Source organism: Paraburkholderia sp. RL18-085-BIA-A (assembly GCF_046027075.1).
In the GTDB taxonomy this organism is placed as follows: Bacteria; Pseudomonadota; Gammaproteobacteria; order Burkholderiales; family Burkholderiaceae; genus Paraburkholderia.
On record NZ_JARESU010000069.1, the window covers coordinates 1 to 19,586 of the forward strand.

The 19,586-nt window shown below is 60.1% G+C and carries 15 protein-coding genes and 3 pseudogenes; 14 read left to right on the forward strand and 4 right to left on the reverse strand.

All coding sequences use genetic code 11. The features are described from left to right. Window positions 1–14 precede the first annotated feature (14 nt). Window positions 15–281 carry a MoaD/ThiS family protein gene (locus P0D89_RS32820; protein ID WP_408367312.1) on the forward strand — a complete coding sequence of 89 codons (267 nt, stop codon included), beginning with the start codon at window positions 15–17 and terminating at the stop codon, window positions 279–281. Window positions 282–542: 261 nt separating this feature from the next. On the opposite strand, the gene P0D89_RS32825 is transcribed toward P0D89_RS32820, so the two are convergent. Then, complete coding sequence (locus P0D89_RS32825; protein ID WP_408367310.1) at window positions 543–1,970, reverse strand: aminotransferase-like domain-containing protein; 1,428 nt, start codon at window positions 1,968–1,970, stop codon at window positions 543–545. 258 nt (window positions 1,971–2,228) lie between these two features. On the opposite strand from P0D89_RS32825, the gene P0D89_RS32830 reads away from it, so the two are divergent. The 8 genes from P0D89_RS32830 to P0D89_RS32865 all read left to right on the forward strand — a co-directional run bounded on the left by P0D89_RS32830 (window position 2,229) and on the right by P0D89_RS32865 (window position 14,334). Further along, on the forward strand, window positions 2,229–4,556 hold the full coding sequence (locus P0D89_RS32830; RefSeq protein ID WP_408367308.1) for an FdhF/YdeP family oxidoreductase: 2,328 nt from the start codon (window positions 2,229–2,231) through the stop codon (window positions 4,554–4,556). A gap of 76 nt (window positions 4,557–4,632) precedes the next feature. Beyond that, entirely contained in the window at window positions 4,633–6,030 is a 1,398-nt protein-coding gene (locus P0D89_RS32835; protein ID WP_408367306.1) for a cytochrome ubiquinol oxidase subunit I, read from the forward strand. Between the two features lie 45 nt (window positions 6,031–6,075). Continuing rightward, a complete protein-coding gene (cydB, locus tag P0D89_RS32840; RefSeq protein WP_408377740.1) occupies window positions 6,076–7,062 on the forward strand; it encodes a cytochrome d ubiquinol oxidase subunit II in 987 nt (328 codons plus the stop codon). A 36-nt stretch (window positions 7,063–7,098) separates the two neighbouring features. After that, entirely contained in the window at window positions 7,099–8,019 is a 921-nt protein-coding gene (locus P0D89_RS32845) for a bestrophin family protein (RefSeq protein WP_408365271.1), read from the forward strand. A 155-nt stretch (window positions 8,020–8,174) separates the two neighbouring features. Next, a complete protein-coding gene (gene fdhD, locus P0D89_RS32850; protein WP_408365273.1) occupies window positions 8,175–9,089 on the forward strand; it encodes a formate dehydrogenase accessory sulfurtransferase FdhD in 915 nt (304 codons plus the stop codon). 454 nt (window positions 9,090–9,543) lie between these two features. Next, the gene (locus P0D89_RS32855) at window positions 9,544–10,104 is read left to right on the forward strand and encodes a DUF4337 domain-containing protein (RefSeq protein ID WP_408365275.1); all 561 of its coding nucleotides are present in this window, start codon (window positions 9,544–9,546) and stop codon (window positions 10,102–10,104) included. A gap of 1,586 nt (window positions 10,105–11,690) precedes the next feature. Then, entirely contained in the window at window positions 11,691–12,947 is a 1,257-nt protein-coding gene (locus tag P0D89_RS32860; RefSeq protein WP_408365277.1) for a cupin domain-containing protein, read from the forward strand. A gap of 79 nt (window positions 12,948–13,026) precedes the next feature. After that, on the forward strand, window positions 13,027–14,334 hold the full coding sequence (locus P0D89_RS32865; protein WP_408365279.1) for an Nramp family divalent metal transporter: 1,308 nt from the start codon (window positions 13,027–13,029) through the stop codon (window positions 14,332–14,334). 16 nt (window positions 14,335–14,350) lie between these two features. Here P0D89_RS32865 and P0D89_RS32870 read toward each other — a convergent pair. Continuing rightward, window positions 14,351–14,710: pseudogene (locus P0D89_RS32870) on the reverse strand (LysR substrate-binding domain-containing protein); the annotation flags it as partial. A gap of 59 nt (window positions 14,711–14,769) precedes the next feature. Between P0D89_RS32870 and P0D89_RS32875 the strand changes: the two are divergent. Then, on the forward strand, window positions 14,770–15,492 hold the full coding sequence (locus P0D89_RS32875; RefSeq protein ID WP_408377742.1) for an IS6 family transposase: 723 nt from the start codon (window positions 14,770–14,772) through the stop codon (window positions 15,490–15,492). A gap of 199 nt (window positions 15,493–15,691) precedes the next feature. Here the strand turns inward: P0D89_RS32875 and P0D89_RS32880 are convergent, their stop codons facing one another. Then, a complete protein-coding gene (locus tag P0D89_RS32880; protein WP_408365283.1) occupies window positions 15,692–15,901 on the reverse strand; it encodes a hypothetical protein in 210 nt (69 codons plus the stop codon). Window positions 15,902–16,742: 841 nt separating this feature from the next. Here P0D89_RS32880 and P0D89_RS54680 point away from each other — a divergent pair. Next, a pseudogene (locus tag P0D89_RS54680) lies at window positions 16,743–16,852 on the forward strand (IS6 family transposase); the annotation flags it as partial. Between the two features lie 637 nt (window positions 16,853–17,489). Here the strand turns inward: P0D89_RS54680 and P0D89_RS32885 are convergent. Then, window positions 17,490–17,786 carry a hypothetical protein gene (locus P0D89_RS32885; RefSeq protein WP_408365285.1) on the reverse strand — a complete coding sequence of 99 codons (297 nt, stop codon included), beginning with the start codon at window positions 17,784–17,786 and terminating at the stop codon, window positions 17,490–17,492. A 144-nt stretch (window positions 17,787–17,930) separates the two neighbouring features. Here P0D89_RS32885 and P0D89_RS32890 point away from each other — a divergent pair. The 3 genes and pseudogenes from P0D89_RS32890 to P0D89_RS32900 form a co-directional block, all read left to right on the forward strand. Continuing rightward, window positions 17,931–18,077: pseudogene (locus P0D89_RS32890) on the forward strand (glycine zipper family protein); the annotation flags it as partial. 452 nt (window positions 18,078–18,529) lie between these two features. Next, window positions 18,530–18,880: a DUF3331 domain-containing protein gene (locus tag P0D89_RS32895; RefSeq protein ID WP_408365329.1), complete on the forward strand. Its 351-nt coding sequence runs from the start codon at window positions 18,530–18,532 to the stop codon at window positions 18,878–18,880. A 156-nt stretch (window positions 18,881–19,036) separates the two neighbouring features. Continuing rightward, window positions 19,037–19,567, forward strand: coding sequence for a hypothetical protein (locus tag P0D89_RS32900; protein WP_408365289.1), 531 nt, complete (start codon window positions 19,037–19,039; stop codon window positions 19,565–19,567). The last annotated feature ends 19 nt before the right edge of the window (window positions 19,568–19,586 follow it).

The following is a 19,586-nucleotide window of genomic DNA, read 5'->3' on the forward strand; positions in this document are numbered from 1 at the left end:
CTTAGGCGTCGAACATGAGGATTGAAGTCAAGTATTTCGCAAGCATCCGCGAAGCAACCGGACTGACGCATGAAACGGTCACACTAAACGCGGGCGCGGACGCTACGCCGACCGTGGACAGCTTGCGCACGCTGCTGGCGCAACGCAGTTCGGCGCTTCGCGAAGCGCTCACAACCGGGCGTCCCGTTCGAGCGGCCGTCGATCATGTGATGCGCGCGGGAAGTTTCCAACTGACGGACGGTTGTGAAGTGGCGTTCTTTCCGCCGGTGACGGGCGGCTGATATCGACTCGCGTCATACGCAGGTATCAATCGAAGTATTCGTTAGCGCCTAACGTACGCTCGGGTTCGTCAGCATTGCTGCGACCCTTGTCCTCGGCGCATACGTCCTATCGCGCGCCGAACAGAATGGCCCCACATGATCCTCGATACGATCGCGTATCGGGTCAGGCACGCGAGCGGACCTCATCTGGAGCTGCACCGCCGCTCAGGCCTGCCGCGCGACTTGACAGCCCGGCATAAGGCCACGCGCAAGTGTCGACGCTTAGCGCATGCACACGCCGACGAGCTTGCCGACCGTGATCAGCGCCTTTTCGATTTCCGGCGACCACGTATAGCTGTAATTGAGCCGGATGAAATTGCGGTAGCTGTTCGTCGTGGAGAACATATAACCCGGCCCGATCGTAATGCCTTGTTCGAGCGCGAGCTGGTAGAGCTTCATCGAGTCCACGTCTGGCGGCAGTTCGACCCACAGCACGTACCCACCCATCGGATGCGACGTGCGCGTGCCTTCGGGGAAAAACCTCTTGACGGTCGCAACCATGAGGTCCGCCTGCTGCGCAAACGCCTTGCGTACGCGCCGCAAGTGATGTTCGTAGCCGTCCTTCTCCAGGTATTCCGCGATCGCGAGCTGCGGCACCCACGGCGTCGTCAGCGTATTGAGAAATTTGAGTTTTTCGACCTGGTCCCGGTAACGGCCGGGAATCGTCCAGCCAATCCGATACGCGGATGTCAGGCTCTTTGAAAACGACGCGCAGTGCAGTACCAGCCCTTTCGTATCGTACGACTTGAGGGGACTGGGATGCGAGTTGCCGAAATACAGTTCGTTGTAGACGTCGCTTTCGATAGCCGGCACGTCGTGCCGCTCAAGCAGCTCGACCAGATCGCGCTTTCTCTCGTCGGGCATCTGGAACCCGAGGGGATTCTGGAAATTCGGCATCACCATGCACGCCGCGATGCGACGCGTGTCGAGAAGCCGGGAAAGCGCGCCAATATCGATTCCTTCATGAGGATGCGTCGCGACTTCGATCGCGCGCATTCCCATCCGCTCGATCGCGTGCAGCATCGCGTAGAACGTCGGCGACTCGACGGCCACCGTATCACCGGGCTTCGCGACGGCTTGCAAGCACAGATTGATGGCCTCGGTCGCCCCGAGCGTCACGACAATCTCGTTGGGATCCACCGTCACGCCGTTCTCCAGGTACCGGCGCGCGATTTGTCGGATCAATTGCGGATTCCCCGGCGGTAGTTCAGCGGCCAAACCCCACTGGGTCTTGCGTCGCGCGATACGGTAGGCATAGCGGTTGATCTTGTCGAGCGGGAACAACTTCGGGTCGGGGTAAGGCGAGCCCAGCGGCACCGCCGACTCGGTTCCGATCGAACGCAATGTGGACAACACGAGCCGGCTGACGTCCACTTGCGCGGACACCGCGATCGGCTTCGAAGTCAGCAGCTCATTCGCAGCCGTATTGCCTGCGCTGGCCGGCGTGAGACGAACGAAGTACCCGGATTGCGGGCGGCTTTCGATGATGCCCTTGCTTTCGAGCAGCAAATACGCGTGGATCACCGTCGTAATGCTGAGCTTGTGATGCTGGCTCGTCTGCCTGACCGATGGGATGCGATCGCCGTGGCGAAACACGCCGCGCCGGACCTGGCGTTCGATGTCCTTCGCCAACCTCTCGTATAACTTCACCGACTCTCTCCAGTTAGCGCGACGTTCCATCGCGGCGCGGGCTGTGTCGCGACCTCCCGCGTTTAGCGGTCAACTGTACTCTTCCAGGGCACAGTTTTCGGGGCGTGGCGTCGTACCTGAACTGTACTCTTTTCATCACCACAGCTTTGTGCGCTCTGCGCATGGTCGAAGACTCTTAACCTTCAGTCACCGCACGCGCCACGCGATACTCCCGACCTCCAAGGCGCAAGCAAAGCGTAAGTCTACGGAGCTGATGTCATGGAAAAATCCAAGCCGCAGGGTCGCATCGAGCCCTATCATCACCCGGCCGCCGGCTGGGGCGCACTGAAGTACGTTGCCATCAACCTGATCAAGGAGAAGGTTGCAGGCGGCAACTACAAGACCCTCTTCAAACAGAATCAGCCTGACGGTTTCGATTGTCCCGGCTGTGCGTGGCCGGACCGCCAACATGCTTCGACCTTCGAGTTCTGCGAGAACGGTGTGAAGGCGGTTGCCGCCGAGGCGACCAGCAAGCGCGTGACACCCGCGTTCTTCGACGAGTACACGGTCGAGACGCTGATGAAGCAGACCGATTACGAACTCGAACAGCACGGCCGGTTGACCGACCCGATGGTCTATAACGCGCTCTCCGACAAGTACCAGCCGATCTCCTGGGACGACGCGTTCCGGCTGATCGGGAAGCACCTGAATACGCTCGACAACCCGGACCAGGCAGCGTTCTACACGTCGGGCCGCGCGAGCAACGAAGCCGCATTCCTGTATCAGCTGTTTGTGCGCATGTACGGCACCAACAACTTCCCGGATTGCTCGAACATGTGCCACGAGGCGACGAGCCGCGGCCTGCCCACCACGGTCGGGATCGGCAAGGGCACGGTCACGCTTGACGATTTCGAACTCGCCGATACGCTGCTGATCTTCGGCCAGAATCCCGCGACGAACCACCCGCGCATGCTCGGCGAGCTGCGCGAATGCGCCAAACGCGGCGCCATCATCGTGTCGATCAATCCACTGAAGGAGCGAGGGCTCGAGCGCTTCTCAAGTCCCCAGCACCCACTGGAAATGCTGACAATGTCGAGCACAAAGATCGCATCGACCTTCATCCAGCCGAAGCTCGCCGGTGATTTCGCGCTGCTTAAAGGCGTCGCGAAGCGCGTGCTCGAACTCGATGACGAAGCGCTCGCGCAAGGCACCGAACGCATTCTTGACGTCGCGTTCATCGCACAGCACACCTCCGGCTTCGAGGCTTTCGCAACCGATCTGCGCGCCGCAAGCTGGACCGCGCTCGAAGCCGAATCGGGTGTGGCCCGCGAAGACATCGAAGGCCTCGCCCGCATCTACGTCAACGGCAAACGCGTGATCGCAACCTGGGGTATGGGTCTCACGCAGCACAAGAACTCGGTTGCGACCGTGCACATGCTGTCGAACCTGATGATGATGCGCGGCAATATCGGTCGCGAAGGCGCGGGCCTGTGCCCGGTTCGCGGCCACTCGAACGTGCAGGGCAACCGTACGGTCGGCATCGAAGAGCAGCCGTCGCAGGCATTCCTCGACCGCCTCGGCCAGGTGTTCGATTTCGAGCCGCCGCGCGAGCACGGCTACGACGTCGTCGAAACGATCGAAGCGATGCTCGAGGGCCATGTGAAGGTGTTCCTCGGCCTCGGCGGCAACTTCTCGATTGCGACACCGGACACGCCGCGCACGTGGGATGCGCTGCGCGCCTGCGACCTGACCGTCCATATCACCACCAAGCTCAACCGCAGCCATCTCGTGCACGGCAAGGACGCGCTCATCCTGCCGACCCTGGGTCGCACCGAAATCGACATCCAGGGCGGCGTGTCGCAAGGCGTGACTGTCGAAGACTCGATGAGCATGGTCCACGTCTCCTACGGCATGAACATCCCGGCATCGAAGAACCTGATGTCGGAACCCGCGATCGTCGCGCACATTGCCAACGCGACGCTCGGAAGCGCGAAAGTCGACTGGCTCGGCTACGCAAAAGATTATGCGCGCGTGCGCGACGCGATCGCGAGCGTCCTCGACGACTTCGAACACTACAACGAACGGATCGCGAATCCGGGCGGCTTTCACCTGCGCATCGCCTCCCGCGAGCGCGACTGGCAGACCCCTACCGGCAAGGCAAACTTCGTCGTCCATCAGATCGAGGAGGACACCCCGATCCGCCGCGCGAAGAAGCTGCACGGCGAACGCGTGATGACGCTGATGACGACCCGTTCGCACGACCAGTACAACACGACGATCTACGCGCTCGACGACCGCTACCGCGGCGTGTTCGGCCAACGCCGTGTCGTGTTCGTGAACCCCAGGGACCTGGACATGCTCGGTTTCAAAGCGGGCGATTGGGTCGACATGACGACCGTGTGGGACGACGGCATCGAACGGCGGGCCGACTCGTTCCTGCTCGTCGAGTACGACATTCCGCGTGGCTGCATCGGCTCGTACTACCCCGAGACGAACCCGCTCGTCCCGCTCTCGAGCGTCGGCGACGTCTGCAACACGCCGACCTCCAAGTCGGTGCCAGTGCTGCTGCATCGGTCCGCGCCGCCGGCCGCAAGCGCCGCAGCGTGAGGCCACCGCCTCATGAGTTGAACAGCGCGCCGGGCGGCGCGCTCATCTGATTTTCACTTTGCCTTTGGTGCCCGATATGCCACTCGAAGCCTTACATCTCGCACGCGGCCAGTTCGCAATGACCGCTATCTTCCATATCCTGTGGCCCATTCTGACGATCAGTCTGTCGGCCTTTCTGCTCGTCGTCGAAATTCTATGGGTGCGTACGAGCGAGGTCGTGTGGTATCGGCATGCGCGCTTCTGGAGCAAGCTGCTTGTTCTGAATTTTGCCGTCGGCGTCGTGAGCGGCATTCCGATGGAGTTTCAGTTCGGCACCAACTGGGGACCGTTTTCGCAATTCACCGGCCAGTTCGTCGGCAACATCCTCGGCTTCGAAGGCGCGATGGCCTTCATGCTCGAAGCGGGTTTCGTCGGCATCATGATGCTTGGTTGGGGGCGTGTGCCGAAGGGGGTGCATCTGTTCGCCACCTCGATGGTCGCCCTCGGATCGTCGATCTCCGCGTTCTGGATCATGGTCACCAACTCGTGGATGCAGACGCCGGCCGGCGTCGCGGTCGTCGACGGCAAAGTCGTCGTGACCGACTATGTGAAGGCCATCTTCAACCCGGACATGGTCTGGGGCGTGTCGCACATGTGGTTCGCCGCGCTCGAAACCGGCCTCGTGGTCGTCGCCGGACTTTCTGCCTACTACCTGCTGAAGCGCCGCAATCCCGAATTTTTCGTGCGCTCGTTCAAGCTCGCGCTGCTGTTGCTCGTGTTCATCGCGCCGGTGCAGATCTGGCTCGGCGATTCGAGCGGCGTCGACGTCTTCGCAACCCAGCCGGCCAAGGGCGCGGCGATCGAAGGTCACTGGGAAACCAACGCCCCCGGCACCGGCGCTTCCTGGTCGCTGCTCGCATGGCCCGACAAGGCGAAACAACGCAACGACTGGTCGATCGAAGTCCCCGGCCTGCTGAGCGTCCTCGGCACGCACAGCCTGCACGGCCAGGTGAAGGGCCTCGCGGACATTCCGGTCGCCGACCAGCCGCCACTGCTGCCGCTCCTCTACTACACGTTCCGCGCGATGGCAGGCATCGGCTTCCTCTTCATGGTCCTTGCTTTCTGGACGACATTCGCATTGCGCAAGGCGCGCGGCCGGCTCGATGCGCTGCTCGCGCAACGCAAGTTGCTGCTCGCGTGGGTACTGGCCATTCCGCTGCCATATATCGCGGTCGAATGCGGCTGGATCGTGCGCGAAGTCGGTCGCCAGCCTTGGGTCGTGTACGGATTGCTCCGCACCGAACACGCGGCCTCCGCCATCTCTCCTATTGCGATTACCGGCAGCATGGTGATGTTCGCCGTCTTCTACGTGGTCTTGCTGTCGTCGTTCTTCTACTTCGCACGCCGCTGGCTGAAGAACGGGCCCGACGTCACGCTCTCACCCCCGGCCGAGCCGTCACATCAATCCGTCGCGCGCACGGCCGTCGAGTATTGATCCGACTACGGCTCCGTTCAAGATAATCGAAAAAGGTCACTCAAAATGAATCCAGTCACTGCTGAAAGTTTGTTAAGTCAGGCATGGTTTTGCCTGATCGGACTGATGCTCGTGCTTTACGTGATCACCGACGGCTTCGACCTCGGTGTCGGCATCCTGAGTCTCTTCCGTTCGAAGGAATCCGAGCGAGACCTGATGATCCAGTCAATCGGGCACGTCTGGGACGCCAACGAAACGTGGCTCGTCGTGCTCGGCGGCGCCCTCTTCGGGGCATTCCCGGCAGCGTATGCGACTTTACTGTCGGACCTGTACGTGCCTGTGATGGTGCTGATCGCGAGCCTGATCATGCGTGGCGCCGCGATCGAATTCCGTCACGCCGCGACAGGCGCACGACCGATATGGGACCGCGTGTTCGGCATCGGCAGCCTGTTAGCCGCTGCGTGCCAGGGGGTGATTCTTGGGAACGTCATCACCGGCCTGTTGCCTGGCAGCCTTCACGTGGGATTCGTCGCGATGACCGCAATCGGCGTCGTGTCGGGCTATGCGCTGCTCGGCGCAACGTGGCTCGTGAAGAAGACCAATGGCCGGCTGCAAGCGGCTGCACGGCGCTACTCGATGATCGCGGTCGTCACGACGGTCGCCGCCGCCATCGTGATCTCGATCGGCACGCTGATCGTGAGCCCGATCGGCGCCGAGCGTTGGGCACAAGCTGGTGTGTTCCATGTGCTGGTCGCCCTGGCGATCGTCGCGGCGCTGGCGTTCTGCTACGTCCTCTATTCGGTGTATATGGGCAGCGAGCACGGGCCGTTCAATGCGTCGATGGTCCTGTTCGTCGCATCGTTCGCCGGCCTCGCTGTCAGCCTCTTCCCGGATATCGTGCCGGGACAGCTGAGCATCGCGTCTGCCGCGTCGAACAGCACGACGCTGATCTTCATGCTGATCGGCATCGGCACCGTGATGCCGATCATGATCGGCTACAACCTGTACCAGTACCACCTGTTCCGCGGCAAGGTCATTCCGGTCCACCATTGATCGATAGTCTTACACCGCCAAACACTGGAGCGCGAAGTGATCGTCAGGCCCCCGCATAACTGGTTCCGCATGCTGTTCGTGTGGAATGGATCGGTACTTCAATCGATCATTCCGCAACTGGCCGTCCTCGCGCTGGTGGGGGTACTGGCGGTCATCGCACACGGGTACAGGTTCGGGGCGAGTATTCCGCTCAACACCACGCCGTTCACGCTGTGCGGCGTTGCGCTCACGATCTTCCTCGCATTTCGGAACAACGCGAGCTACGACCGCTTCTGGGAGGCCCGGCGCCTTTGGGGGAATATCCTCATCTCGGCGCGCAATCTGACGTCGCAAGCGCTTTGCTACGTGCCGGACGATGCGGCGAAGTTCGACCGGACCGACTTCGTGCGCGGGCTCATCGGCTTCGTCTATGCACTCAAGCATCATTTGCGCAAGACCGATCCGACGCCCGATCTCCTGCGCTACCTCGGCGCCGAGCGAGCCCGTGTGCTGCATGCAAAACACTATCGGCCCACAGTGCTCCTGAACGAGTTCCGGCATACGGTGAGCAAGTTGCAGCGGCGCGGGGCGATCTCCGACACGCAGGCGTGGATGTTCGACAACCAGCTCAACGAACTGGGAACGATGGTCGGCGGCTGCGAGCGAATCGCGTCGACACCGATCCCCTACCCGTACGCCGTGCTGCTCCATCGCACCGTGTACGCCTACTGCTTGCTGCTGCCGTTCGGCCTGGTCGATTCGATCGGCACCGCAACCCCACTCATCTCCGTGTTCGTGTCGTACACGCTGATTGCGCTCGAGGCGATCGCAAGCGAAGTATCCGAACCCTTCGGCCTTGCGCCGAACAACCTGGCGCTCGACGCGATGACCGGCAATATCGAGCGCTCGCTGCTCGAACTGTGCGACGAAGCGCTTCCTGCCGAAACGAAGCCGGACCGGCGCTACCAGCTGACATAACCGCGGGCTGCATCGCGCGGCCGCCATTCTGTAGCTTGCCGATGCGGCCCACTTCGCACCCTCCCGCCGCTCACCGCGTGCGTACGATGCGTCCAACGCAATGCGGGCCGGCTCAAGCGCGACGCCCCGCACTCCACTGCCCCGAAGGAGAAAAGATGTCCTGCGATCTAACCACCGAACATACCGGAAGCGTTGCGCGCCCGATCGTCCGCCGCCGGCGAGGCGTGTCGACGGTTGTCACGGATCGAGTCGTCGAGGAATTCCCGGTTGCGCTTGTCTTCAACGGCATTTCGCACGCGGTCATGATGGCAACCCCGCTCGATCTCGAAGCGTTCGCGGTGGGCTTTGCGCTGACCGAAGGGATCGTCGAGCGCGCCGCCGACATCTACGATCTCGAAGTCTTCATGCACGCCGACAGCGCAGAGGTGCAGTTGACGATTGCACAACCGGCGTTCCTGCAATTGAAAGGCAAGCGGCGCGCCCTCGCCGGCCGTACCGGCTGCGGCGTATGCGGGATCGAAAGCGTCGAATTGCTGGATCTGCAACCGCAGAAGATCGCGCGTCGCCAGGGTGCCCCCGACGTATCGCCTTCGGCGATCGAATCCGCAGCGCGCGAACTACCGGACCGGCAGATCCTTATGCGCGAGACCGGAGGAGTCCACGCTGCGGCATGGTGCAAGCCTGACGGCTCCATCGTCGAAGTGTTCGAGGACGTGGGTCGCCACAACGCACTCGACAAGTTGATCGGCGGTCTCGCTCGCCGCCAGGAAGACATGCAGGACGGCTTCGTCTTTCTGTCGAGCCGGGCGAGCTACGAGTTGGTGCGCAAGACGGCCCGAATGAACATTGCGTTGCTCGCCACGATATCGGCGCCGACCTCGCTCGCGATCGACATCGCTCAACGTGCCCGCATCCGTCTCTTGAGCTTCTGCCGGCAAGATGGCTTTGTCGAGTACTCGGCGAACGACCCTCCGGGTCCAGTGCTCCAACCCGCATCCACGGCAACCGTTCGCACGGATGCGGTACAAGCCAACGGACCAAACCCAGCCCCCTGTGACAATGGCCTCTGACCAGCGGGCCTGGTGTTGCGACTGGCGCAGAATGACCGGCCTCGGCTCAATCCGAACTTCCGAGGTGGCCGACGAGGCGGAGGGTCAGCGTGGGGAATGAAGGGGCGCTTCGCCGATAGACCGACGTTCGAATGCGTGTCCGATTGCGCGGGCGAACGGCTCAGCCTGGCCGTGTGTTGCCGGATGCATCGGACCCATCTCGTCCCCATACAGTGACGTTCGTCAGTGTCGCGTCGACCGGCAGAGGATCGGCCATACCTTGGCGTTGCCCGCGACACCGGTCGATGCCCAACCGGCGCAACGGGCAATAGGTCAGGTGAGACGCTGCGCCGCAGTGCGTACCGGGGGGCCATGATCTATGCTTACCCGTCTCCTCCATGTTCTTCCTCGGCGCATGGATTCGGCCCGCCAGCTTAGGCGGGCTTTTTTTTTATTTCAAAACGGAGAGTGAAACATGTCGCACGAACATGCCCCCCATGACGAAGCCATCGAACACGCAGCGCGTGCAGGCGATCCTCTATCGCGTTGGGTAGCCGTTTTCACTGCGATACTGGCCGCCATCGCGGGTCTTCTACATTACGAAGAAGGTGTGCTGCAGACGCAGGCCCTATTGTTCAAGAACCAGGCCGTGCTGCTACAAAGCAAAACTAGCGACGAATGGAATCTTTACCAGGCCGAATCCAGTAAAGGCCACATGATGGAGATCGCCGCCGGGTTGTCCGGACCCGAAAAGCAGCGGAACTATCGCGATCAGATCAACAAGTACGAGAACCGTAAGAAAGATATCTCGGCGAAGGCGCATGAGATGGAACAGCAGGTAGCCGAAGCAAACCTGCAATCGGAGCGCAAGGAGCATCCGCAGCACATGTTTGGTCAGGCGCTGGCGCTAATCAATGTCGCTATTTCGCTAGCGGCGGTTACATCGTTGATCGGCAGTCGAAAGCTCTTCGTCGTGGCGGCCTGTTCAGGTGCCGTGGGCATCGGCGTGTCTATCGCTGCCTTTTTGCACATATGATTCGGCTTTCCACGTCTGTCGCGCCCGCAAGAGGCATGGCGGTGTGATTGAAAAACATAGCCTGTCTCGGCGTACGCGCAACGGCAAGCATAGTTGGATGCGCGCAGCGGATTTGTCGGTAGCGGCTGTTCGCGACAACGCGGGGGAGACGCTCGCTCGGACGGCGGCGTTCGCCGATGTCCCGACCAGCATTATCCGCGCATGAACGTCTCTTGTTTGGGTACTAAGTTGACTTTCGAACGTCTAGGTGAAGGCGTCGACGACTGCCCGTTCATGGCCGGACTGGGTCCGACGATGTCCGGTTCAGGTTGTTAAGACACTATGACTTTCCGTGAGGCAGAGGCTGGCCTGCCGTGAGAAATCAATCGCGGGTTAGCATTTCTGCCAGAGCCGCATGGTGTGGACAGCGCCACACCCGGCGATTTCCGTCACGCAGGCCAGCATGGAGAACGATAGGACGGTGTACGTGGGAGTGGATGTTCACGTCCCACCTGAAAGTTGCTTGAGTTTCTGTTTCACTGAAAAGAGTATGACCTGATGAAACCGGTTGTTCCATCAACCGTTCCCTACCTGGAGATGCTGAGCCGGTAACAGCTCGGTGTGAAGCTGCGGGGACAACGTAGCCGACGGGCAACCGGTACGCCGAACCGCGAGGAGGCGGAATCTGCCCGCACGAAGGCGGAGAGGAGCAAGGGATGAGCGGGTACGATCAACATATGTGAACTTCCGATAAACATCGTCACCAGTAACAAGCCAAACGTGCTGACACGCTTGAACCAAAACGGTACGCGGTGTGGAGTGGCCTTCGTGGAATGGCCACCATGGACTACAAACCGCCGGCGAATAGGAAAGGTCCGCCCCGCTCGGAAACTCATGCGGAACAGGGTAAGCCCATCACGCCGCCGGCAACTGCAGGCGAACCGCAGGGGTATCGTCGCGAATTGCGGCATTACCGCGGGCTTTGGCGGAGCCCCGGCTGCACGACATCCGCTGCAAAGGCACGGTCGATCGTACGCGCATGGCCTCGTACGGACTCAGTAGCAACAGGGAGATACCCACATCTGCCTCTCTAAGGCGTACGGCTCGAAGGTCGCTGATCGACCCTAACCCGCCGCCGGCGGTACGTCATTGTCGATGCCGCAACGAATGTGCCGAACCGAACGCTGATTAAACCCACACCATAAACGACGTTCCGGGTAATTACCGAATCAGATCAACATCATTACAATTTCTTCATTATCCAGATTCATAAACTTCACTCACGTTTCGAAATCCCTGCTGCATAGTTGCGCATAAGCAATCAGTTATTGTTTGGCCAGAAAAATACAACTGTTTTAGGTCGGGCCTGAACCCTATGATCCGTTTCCATGAAGGATATACCCGCCAGACGTGTGAGACGGCAGGAAATCAACCAGGCGTCAGATTATTTCCGATCTGGCATTTCGATTAACAACCTCACTCAATACTTAATCTGATAACACGTACCCGTACAATCCAGGCGATTAAATTTCCTGATTATTGACACACCACATGAAGCAACTGGAATCAACCTGCATTAACCCGTTTAAGCATATAAAGGAATTAACATGACTGATCTGTCTCGACGCAAAGTTCTGGTCGGCGCCGCTGCTTCCGCTGCGGCCCTTGGCGCGGCGGCCACGGCCAAAGCCGCCTCGTTCGGCAACCCGGACCGGCCGCCCGAAGGCCTGATCAACGCGCAGAGCCCGACCAGTCGGAGCGATCCGGGCCCGCAGAATCCTGCGATCGCCAACCAGTTCCCGTCATTCCAGAATCCGCCCGCAACCGACATCAACGGCATGCCGCTCTTCTGGGCCTCGTTCAACAATGCGCACAAGCGTTATCAGAACGGCGGATGGGCGCGTGAAGTGACGCAGGATGACTTCGCGATTTCAGAGGACATTTCGGGCGTGAACATGCGTCTCTCGGCCAATGGCATCCGTGAAATGCACTGGCACCAGCAGGCCGAGTGGGCCATCATGGTGGACGGAAGATGCCGGATCACGATCCTGGACGAACAAGGCCGTCCGCAGGTAGCCGATGTCAAAACCGGCGACCTCTGGTATTTCCCCCCGGGCCTGCCGCACTCGTTGCAAGGCCTTGGTCCGAGCGGCGCTGAATTCGTCCTCGCGTTCGACAACGGCCGCGCATCCGAATTCAACACGCTCCTGGTGACGGACTGGATTGCGCATACGCCGCCCGAGGTGCTCGCCCGGAACTTCAACGTGCCGGCCGACGTATTCAAGAATATCCCTCTCGACAATCTGTGGATCTTCCAGGGCAACGACCCCGGCTCGCTGCAGGCCGCGCAACGCGCAGTGGCGAGCCCTCTCGGGGCGCCGATGCATCCGTTCGTCTTCTCGCTCGGCGACTTGCCGCCGCTCAAACAAACCAAAGGCGGGACGGTGCAGATTGCCGACAGCCGTAACTTCAAGGCAGCGGCAAACATCGCCGCTGCGCTGGTCACGGTCAAGCCGGGCGGCATCCGCGAGTTGCACTGGCATCCGAACGCGGACGAGTGGCAGTACTACATCAAGGGTCAAGGCCGGATGACGGTATTCGACACGGGCCCGAAGGCGGCGACCGCCGACTTCCGTGCAGGCGACATCGGCTACGTGAAGAAGAGTCTCGGACATTACGTGGAGAACACCGGCGACACCGACCTGGTCATGGTTGAAGTCTTCAAGACCGACCACTTCGCGGAAGTTTCGCTCTCCGACTGGCTGACGCACACGCCGCCGCAGATGATCATGGACACGCTGAACATCAGTGCTGCAGACCTCGCGCGCTTCCCGAACAATCGTCCGGACATTCTGCCGATCTGATCCGCACGGTCGCGGGCGCGGCGCATGCGCGCTGCGCTCCCCAACCGCTCTGCCTCATTTTGAAGAGTCTCCAACAAACATGACGTCACCACTTTGCAAGTTGATCCAACCCGGCGTCGGGCCGACTGGCAGCGTGACGCTGCAGACCGAGCTTGCGGTGCGCGCGTCACTCGATGGACGCAGCAAAGGCCTGCTGGCATTGCTACCGTTCGTCGGGCCGGCGGTGATCGCGTCGGTCGGCTATATGGACCCTGGCAACTTTGCCACCAACCTGCAAGCCGGCTCGACGTACGGCTATCAATTGCTTTGGGTGGTGTTGATTGCAAACCTCGTGGCAATGCTGTTCCAGGCGATGTCCGCGAAACTCGGCATCGTCACAGGCCGCAATCTTGCACAACTCTGCCGTGAGCAGTTTTCGCCGTCCGTGGTAATCGGCATGTGGATCGCATCGGAAGTGGCTGCCATTGCCACGGATATCGCCGAATTCCTCGGCGGCGCATTAGGCATCTCCTTGCTGTTTCACGTCTCGCTCGTGGTCGGGATGGGCGTGACTGGCGTTGTAACCTTCGCCATCCTGTCGCTCGACAAACGCGGTTTTCGTCCGCTTGAACTAGTGATTGCCGGGCTCGTTGCGGTGATCGGTCTTAGCTATCTGTGCGAACTCGTGATCGCGCCGCCGGACTGGCATGCGGCACTTTTGGGTACCGTTGTCCCGCATCTGCATGGTGCGTCGTCCGTGACGCTCGCGGTGGGGATCATCGGCGCCACGATCATGCCGCACACACTTTATCTGCACTCCGGATTAACGCAGAATCGCACGCTTGCGCGTAACGACGGCGAACGTCGGCGGCTACTGCGCTTCTCAAACAATGAAGTCGTCATTGCGATCGGCTTCGCGGCCTTCGTGAATCTTGCGATGGTGATGATGTCGGCGTCCGTGTTCGGCAAATCCGGCTCGGGCGTGGCCGACGTCAGCGTCGCCTATCACACGCTGATTCCCCTGCTGGGTATGGGCGCCGCGACCGTGTTTCTGGTCTCGTTGCTGGCGTCCGGCATTTCGAGTTCAGCGGTGGGGACGATGGCCGGTCAGGTGATCATGCAGGGCTTCGTCGGCTTCAGAATTCCGATCTGGGCACGGCGCCTGATTACTGCAGTGCCGGCCTTCGTGGTCGGTCTGAACAGCAATGTGATGGACGCGATGATCGGCAGTCAGGTGGTGTTGAGCCTCGTCTTGCCACTGCCGCTGGTTGCGCTCGTCGTGCTGTCGTCCCGCCGTAGTGTGATGGGCGATTTTGTCGCCGGCAAGAAGACCGTGTTGGCCGCACTCGCCGCGACGGTCTTGATCGTCCTGCTCAATGTTGTGCTGATCTGGCAGACAGTGTCCTAAGCGGATTTTCGAGGCGCTAGGCAATGGCGTCGACGCGCCCTGCTCGGCTGACACCGGTAAGTCTTGCGATATGCGCTGCGCCCTCCTCGATCAGGAAATGTTTGAACGCGAGCGCAACTGGAGCGAGCCGCTTGTCGACGTGATGCGCGACGCCCCATTGGCGCAGAATCGGAAAATCGACCACGTCCAATACCGTCAGCAGACCCGCTTGCACTTCGAGGCTGATCGTATGTGCAGACAGGAAGCTGATGTCCATGCCGGCGATCACCGCCTGCTTGATGGTCTCAGTATTCTTGATTTCCATCGGCGCATGCAGCCGCCCCAGATCGCCGGCAAAAACCTCATCCATGGAATGCCAGGTGTCCGAACCCCGCTCTGTCGCATTAACGCGGGCGAGGTGAAATTCGAGGCGTACGAAAACGCTCTGGCCACACGATGAAGAAGACAATGACGACACGATCGACGCTTGCTCCGGGCATCGCCAAGGTTCTGAAGCGGCTGCACTATCCGCTTGAAGTGATCCTGCTGTGCGTGCGATGGTACGTTGCCTACTCGCTGAGTCTTCGCAATCTCGAGGAAATGATGGCCGAGCGCGACATTTGTGTCGATCATTCGACGGTGCATCGCTGGGTCATCAAGATGGTGCCACTGTTCGAGAAGACATTCCGTAAGCACAAGCGTCCGGTCGGCAAGAGCTGGCGTGTTGACGAAACCTATATCAAGGTCAAGGGCTCGTGGAAGTATCTTTGCCGGGCAGTGGATAAGCCAGGCCACACCATCGATTTTCTGTTCAGAGCCAAGCGCGAGAAGGCTGCCGCGCGGCGCTTCTTCGAAAAAGCAATTGGTCAGAACGGCTCGCCCGATTCCGTAACCATCGACAAAAGCGGCGCCAGTTTGACCGCGCTTAACGCGATGAACAGCGAGCGAGAGACGCCCATCAAAGTTCGTCAGACCAAGTATTTGAACAACATCGTGGAGCAGGACCATCGAGCCATCAAACGCCGAACCCGACCAATGCTCCGGTTCAGGGATTTCAACTGCGCGCGCGTCATTCTGAGCGGCATCGAATTGATGCACATGATCAAGAAAGGACAGGTGAAATACTCGGGCAGAACTTCGCTGTCTGCCGCCCAGCAATTTTACTCGTTGGTTTCGTAAGCCATCCTTGGCATAGCATATTTGCTTGATCCGCTTGCCTTACCGCGACAGAACCGGCACAACTCCACTTTGGCACATTGATGCCGTTTGGTCCTGGGGGCGCTCTCAATCGTGCCCACTTCCCCGGAGGAAAGGCGGTGTCCATTCCATCTCGGTCAAAAGCCGCCGCTGAAGCTTGGGGAAGTCTGGGCCATTCCCGTCATTCCCATTCGAAAGGATACCGCTCGTGGCGCTCGCGTTCAATCTCGACTCCAATGTCGATGCCGCGGGCGATATCTTCTGGGGTCGGTTGCGGCGGGCAGTTGCGTGCAAGGCCTCGTTGCAAATGGACTGTGAGCAGCTTCGCCGCAGATCGAAGATGATGTGCGACTTTCCGTCCGCCGATGGTTAAGAACCCGAGAACTTTCATGTTTATCCAGGATGCGCCGCGCCCGCGCGGGAACCATGTGGGGCCTCATAACCGGTCTCGTCGCAATCATCCGCCCACGTCGCATGGACGCTTGCAGGAGGCATTCAGCCTTTGCAGGACAATTTGTCCGCACGTTATACGGTTGCATTATTCAGACAGATGATGGACTGGTGACCGGACAGGCACGATCAAGCGCGAAACTATTCGTTTCAATTGCCGGGGGTAAATGTCGCCGTAGCTTTAACTGCGCATTGGAAGGATTCCTTTTGAAATCCTGATGGGCCGCGATGGGTACATCGCGCTGTGAACTTTTCCCGAAGCGTGCGCGATAACGGGAGCACTTGTGGAGATCACTCGCCATACTCGCGCACGAGTTACCCGAGCGCTGATTCGAGCCCCTGTTGACCTGCTCAAGGCTTGAGGGTACTTCAAAGCAGCGCTCGGCGTCCCACAGCTCATGAAAATCTACGTTTGCAAAGTGGTTCGCATCCCTGCTACCCTGACGCAAACAAACTTCCGCAGCAACATCGGGCTAGAGGCTGATCGTGATGCAATTACGGAGCTCGCTTTGACGATACCAAGTCGCAGTTATCGCAAAGCGGACGAGCCCATTAAAAATTTTCCATGAAGTCCCTTTTCCTACTTGGGCGGGTTGCCGCCGAGTGCGCATGCGTGGCAGGCTAACGGATGTGCACGCACGTCGGCAGCCTTCCGAAGCCGACTAGCAACTGTTGCGGGTTTCGATGGGAATCAAGATGGTGCTCCTTGAGGAGAACGCAGGATTGCAGGGATGGGGTGCCCTGCGGGCGCGGAGATGATGAAATGGCCTTAACAGCTTTCTGCTCATAGAAGCCATCAGCCGACCCGCGGGCGAGAACGCAAATGTGCGGTTTTCGCGATGCGCGTCGAACGCAATCGCTTCTCTCATGCTTCGGCCCAATCCAGCAACATGCCAATAGATCAAACTCCGTATGAATTTCGCTATATGGCGCGTGGAGCTTGCAGCTCGCTGCTCGGTCAATCTAATCGACAATCAAGCAACACGGCGGCGGCCTCTTGAACTTGCCTCGCGCCCCGCTTCAGGACACGCGCGGGCGAACGTACGTTGACCTCGCCAAGTGTCATTAGGACCAAGGCATAGACCATTGACGGCCGGATTGCTCGCGCATTTCGTTTTGAACGTTTGTTGTCGAGAATTGCGACGGGCCGCTCCGGGTGTGCGCCGAGAAAAAGTGCCGCTTTCCAGCGAGTCCAAGCCCCGCCTGGTAACCAGCCGCTCCAGCCCGTTGATAGCGCAGTTCGCGCATAAGCACGGTCCCGCGAAAGAGCGGAGAGCGGCGTCAGCGTTCTGCGGCGCGCCACCGCCTTGGCTCCGACATAGGCTGTCAAAGCGCCATCTACATGTCAGAGAGCGCATCGCCCGTCGCGCCATGCCAGACCGACTGATGGCATAGCAGCGTCATATCCTGGCTGTCGCCCAGCGCAGCAAGTTGCGCAAAAACTGGTCCGAACTTGATGGGCGCCGAGGCATAGGCGCGCGGCGCAGCCCGTGCGGCGATACCACAATCAGCGGCGCGTGTGCCCTACATTAGAGATCATCTGCCGAAAGCGCTATCCGTTCGCCAGTGATTGGCAACGCTTTCTGCTCTATCGCCTGCAGAACCCGGCGCTTGCCAAGCTCGAAGGCGCGCATCAATTTTTTTGGGGTCTCGTTCGCAGCCCCGAGTCTTTCGCAAACCGCTTCAGCAGGCAGCGCAAAGGCGCAGTATTCCCAGCCGAAGCCATACCCCGAAAACCACACAGTCGCATCAGCAGAAAGGATTGGGGTAGTGAGGTTGGTACCGGGCTGGTACATGGCGATCACCGTGCTGTCCAATAAAAGCAAGTATTGATTCTCGCACAGCAGGCGATGAGGTCGGGGGCGAACTCATCCTCCGTGGCAGGCACGAACCGGTAAAGTCATGCCCTGAGTAGGCCTGTCAAGTTTTCGTTCGACATCTACGTTTCGCTACGGGATCATCTCGCGCTCGCCCGTGGACAGTGCATGACCTCAAAAGGCAACACGATTTCGCAGCCGCAGGTGCCGGTCTACGCGCCGCAACCGGTATATGTTGCGCCGGCGCCGCGGTACGTCGCACCGCCACCGGTAATCTACACGCCCTATCCGAATTACTGATCTGCCTGGTTGGCGCGAGCGTCGGCTTTGGCCGAGTATGCAGACCTGGCCGCGCCCGGCCATCATTCGAAGGAGCCCGTGTGGGGAATCCGAACATGACATCAATTTAATCTGTGCGTCAGCGTGCATTTACCTTCGACTGTACAGAATGTGGGCTCACTCTCGTTACGACGAGGTGGTGAGATCAAGGCTTCAATGACCTTCTGCGAAGCCGACCATACCTGAATCCGGGAGGTCATTCACTATGAAGACTCTTGTCTTTGCAGCACTCGCTGCCGGTGTACTTGCCGCAGCGGCGATCTCCTTTGCACAGCACGCTACTGTGCCGTTGACGCGTGCCGAAGCCGAAAATTAGCCTCGCTTGATCGAGAACCCGCCAATGTTGTGAAACTGTCGCAAAGGAGCGTTGGATGTTTGAGACTAGTGCGGACGTATGGTCGCAAGCAGTCGCCATGATTGCTCATGCGTGCACGGGCCAGGAAGAGCCTGCGCGAACGCGTCGTGGCGAGCGGCGGCGGTCTGCGGTCGCACACGTGCAGGAGTGGGCGCATCCGACTGTGAGAGTGCTGGAGCGAGCGACTTCGCAGACGTTGACCGTCTCCTGGTGCGATTCGCGTACCGGTCACTATGGACATCAGACCTGGCAGGAACGTATCGCGAGGCGCACTGGGACGTGTGTATTGAGCGGCCGTAGTATCGCAGCGGGCGATCATGTGTACAGCCCACGAGTTAGGGGATCGCCACCCCCGAATGCGCAAGCGATGATCATCGCTTCATGTGTGGATGCCGATCCGGTAGCGTGATTGCTACGACGAAGACCGTGGACGTCGTCTCGGTGAACGATGTGGGTGTTAAAGCGGTTAGCATGACGTCGTTCGACTGGTCTGGTACCCAACCGCCTGAAATCCGCCGGATTCGAACGCGCGCCGCTTCGACTCCGGTCGCGGGCACCAGTGACGATGGGCGGCCAGTTCAAGCGTCGACCGCAGTCTGCCCCAGATTTCTCTGAACCCTGTTTCAATACCCGCATGGCGGGAACAAACCGAAAACCCACCCGCCCGGGTACCCACGGCAAACAGCTGAGCAAGTCATTGCTGCTGCCACTAGCGGCGCAATCCGCGCGCGACATCTCGCTCGCGCATCATCTTGCGCTGGCTGCTTGCCGAGGCGACAGCGGCAACCGGCATCAGATCGACACGTTGCTCCGTTCGGTGTATAGGGCCTACTACCTTCAGCGCATGGGTTTTGGGCAGGTGCCGTTTGCATGTTACGAACACGCTCAACGGGCGTTCCGAAACGCCCTCGCAGTGGCCGCGAAACGTGCCAAGTGGATGATTAGCGAGCAGGACGCCCCCGCAATCGAACGCTTGCTTGCGCTGCACGACCGGCAATTGAGCGAGGCTCCGATGCACCGAGTGGTCGAAGCCGAAAAACAACTCCGCTATTTCGTGGCCGGCACCCGCGCTTCGCCGTCAGTCCCCCCGACATAGGATTAACCGTGGTGGTCTT

Excerpts from the sequence above, each read along its gene's own strand:
- P0D89_RS32820 (WP_408367312.1), top strand. The coding sequence starts at position 15 with ATGAGGATTGAAGTCAAGTATTTCGCAAGCATCCGCGAAGCAACCGGA.
- P0D89_RS32830 (WP_408367308.1), top strand. The coding sequence starts at position 2,229 with ATGGAAAAATCCAAGCCGCAGGGTCGCATCGAGCCCTATCATCACCCG.
- P0D89_RS32835 (WP_408367306.1), top strand. The coding sequence starts at position 4,633 with ATGCCACTCGAAGCCTTACATCTCGCACGCGGCCAGTTCGCAATGACC.
- cydB (WP_408377740.1), top strand. The coding sequence starts at position 6,076 with ATGAATCCAGTCACTGCTGAAAGTTTGTTAAGTCAGGCATGGTTTTGC.
- fdhD (WP_408365273.1), top strand. The coding sequence starts at position 8,175 with ATGTCCTGCGATCTAACCACCGAACATACCGGAAGCGTTGCGCGCCCG.
- P0D89_RS32855 (WP_408365275.1), top strand. The coding sequence starts at position 9,544 with ATGTCGCACGAACATGCCCCCCATGACGAAGCCATCGAACACGCAGCG.
- P0D89_RS32860 (WP_408365277.1), top strand. The coding sequence starts at position 11,691 with ATGACTGATCTGTCTCGACGCAAAGTTCTGGTCGGCGCCGCTGCTTCC.
- P0D89_RS32865 (WP_408365279.1), top strand. The coding sequence starts at position 13,027 with ATGACGTCACCACTTTGCAAGTTGATCCAACCCGGCGTCGGGCCGACT.
- P0D89_RS32875 (WP_408377742.1), top strand. The coding sequence starts at position 14,770 with ATGAAGAAGACAATGACGACACGATCGACGCTTGCTCCGGGCATCGCC.
- P0D89_RS32880 (WP_408365283.1), bottom strand. The coding sequence starts at position 15,901 with ATGAAAGTTCTCGGGTTCTTAACCATCGGCGGACGGAAAGTCGCACAT.
- P0D89_RS32895 (WP_408365329.1), top strand. The coding sequence starts at position 18,530 with ATGATTGCTCATGCGTGCACGGGCCAGGAAGAGCCTGCGCGAACGCGT.
- P0D89_RS32900 (WP_408365289.1), top strand. The coding sequence starts at position 19,037 with ATGGGCGGCCAGTTCAAGCGTCGACCGCAGTCTGCCCCAGATTTCTCT.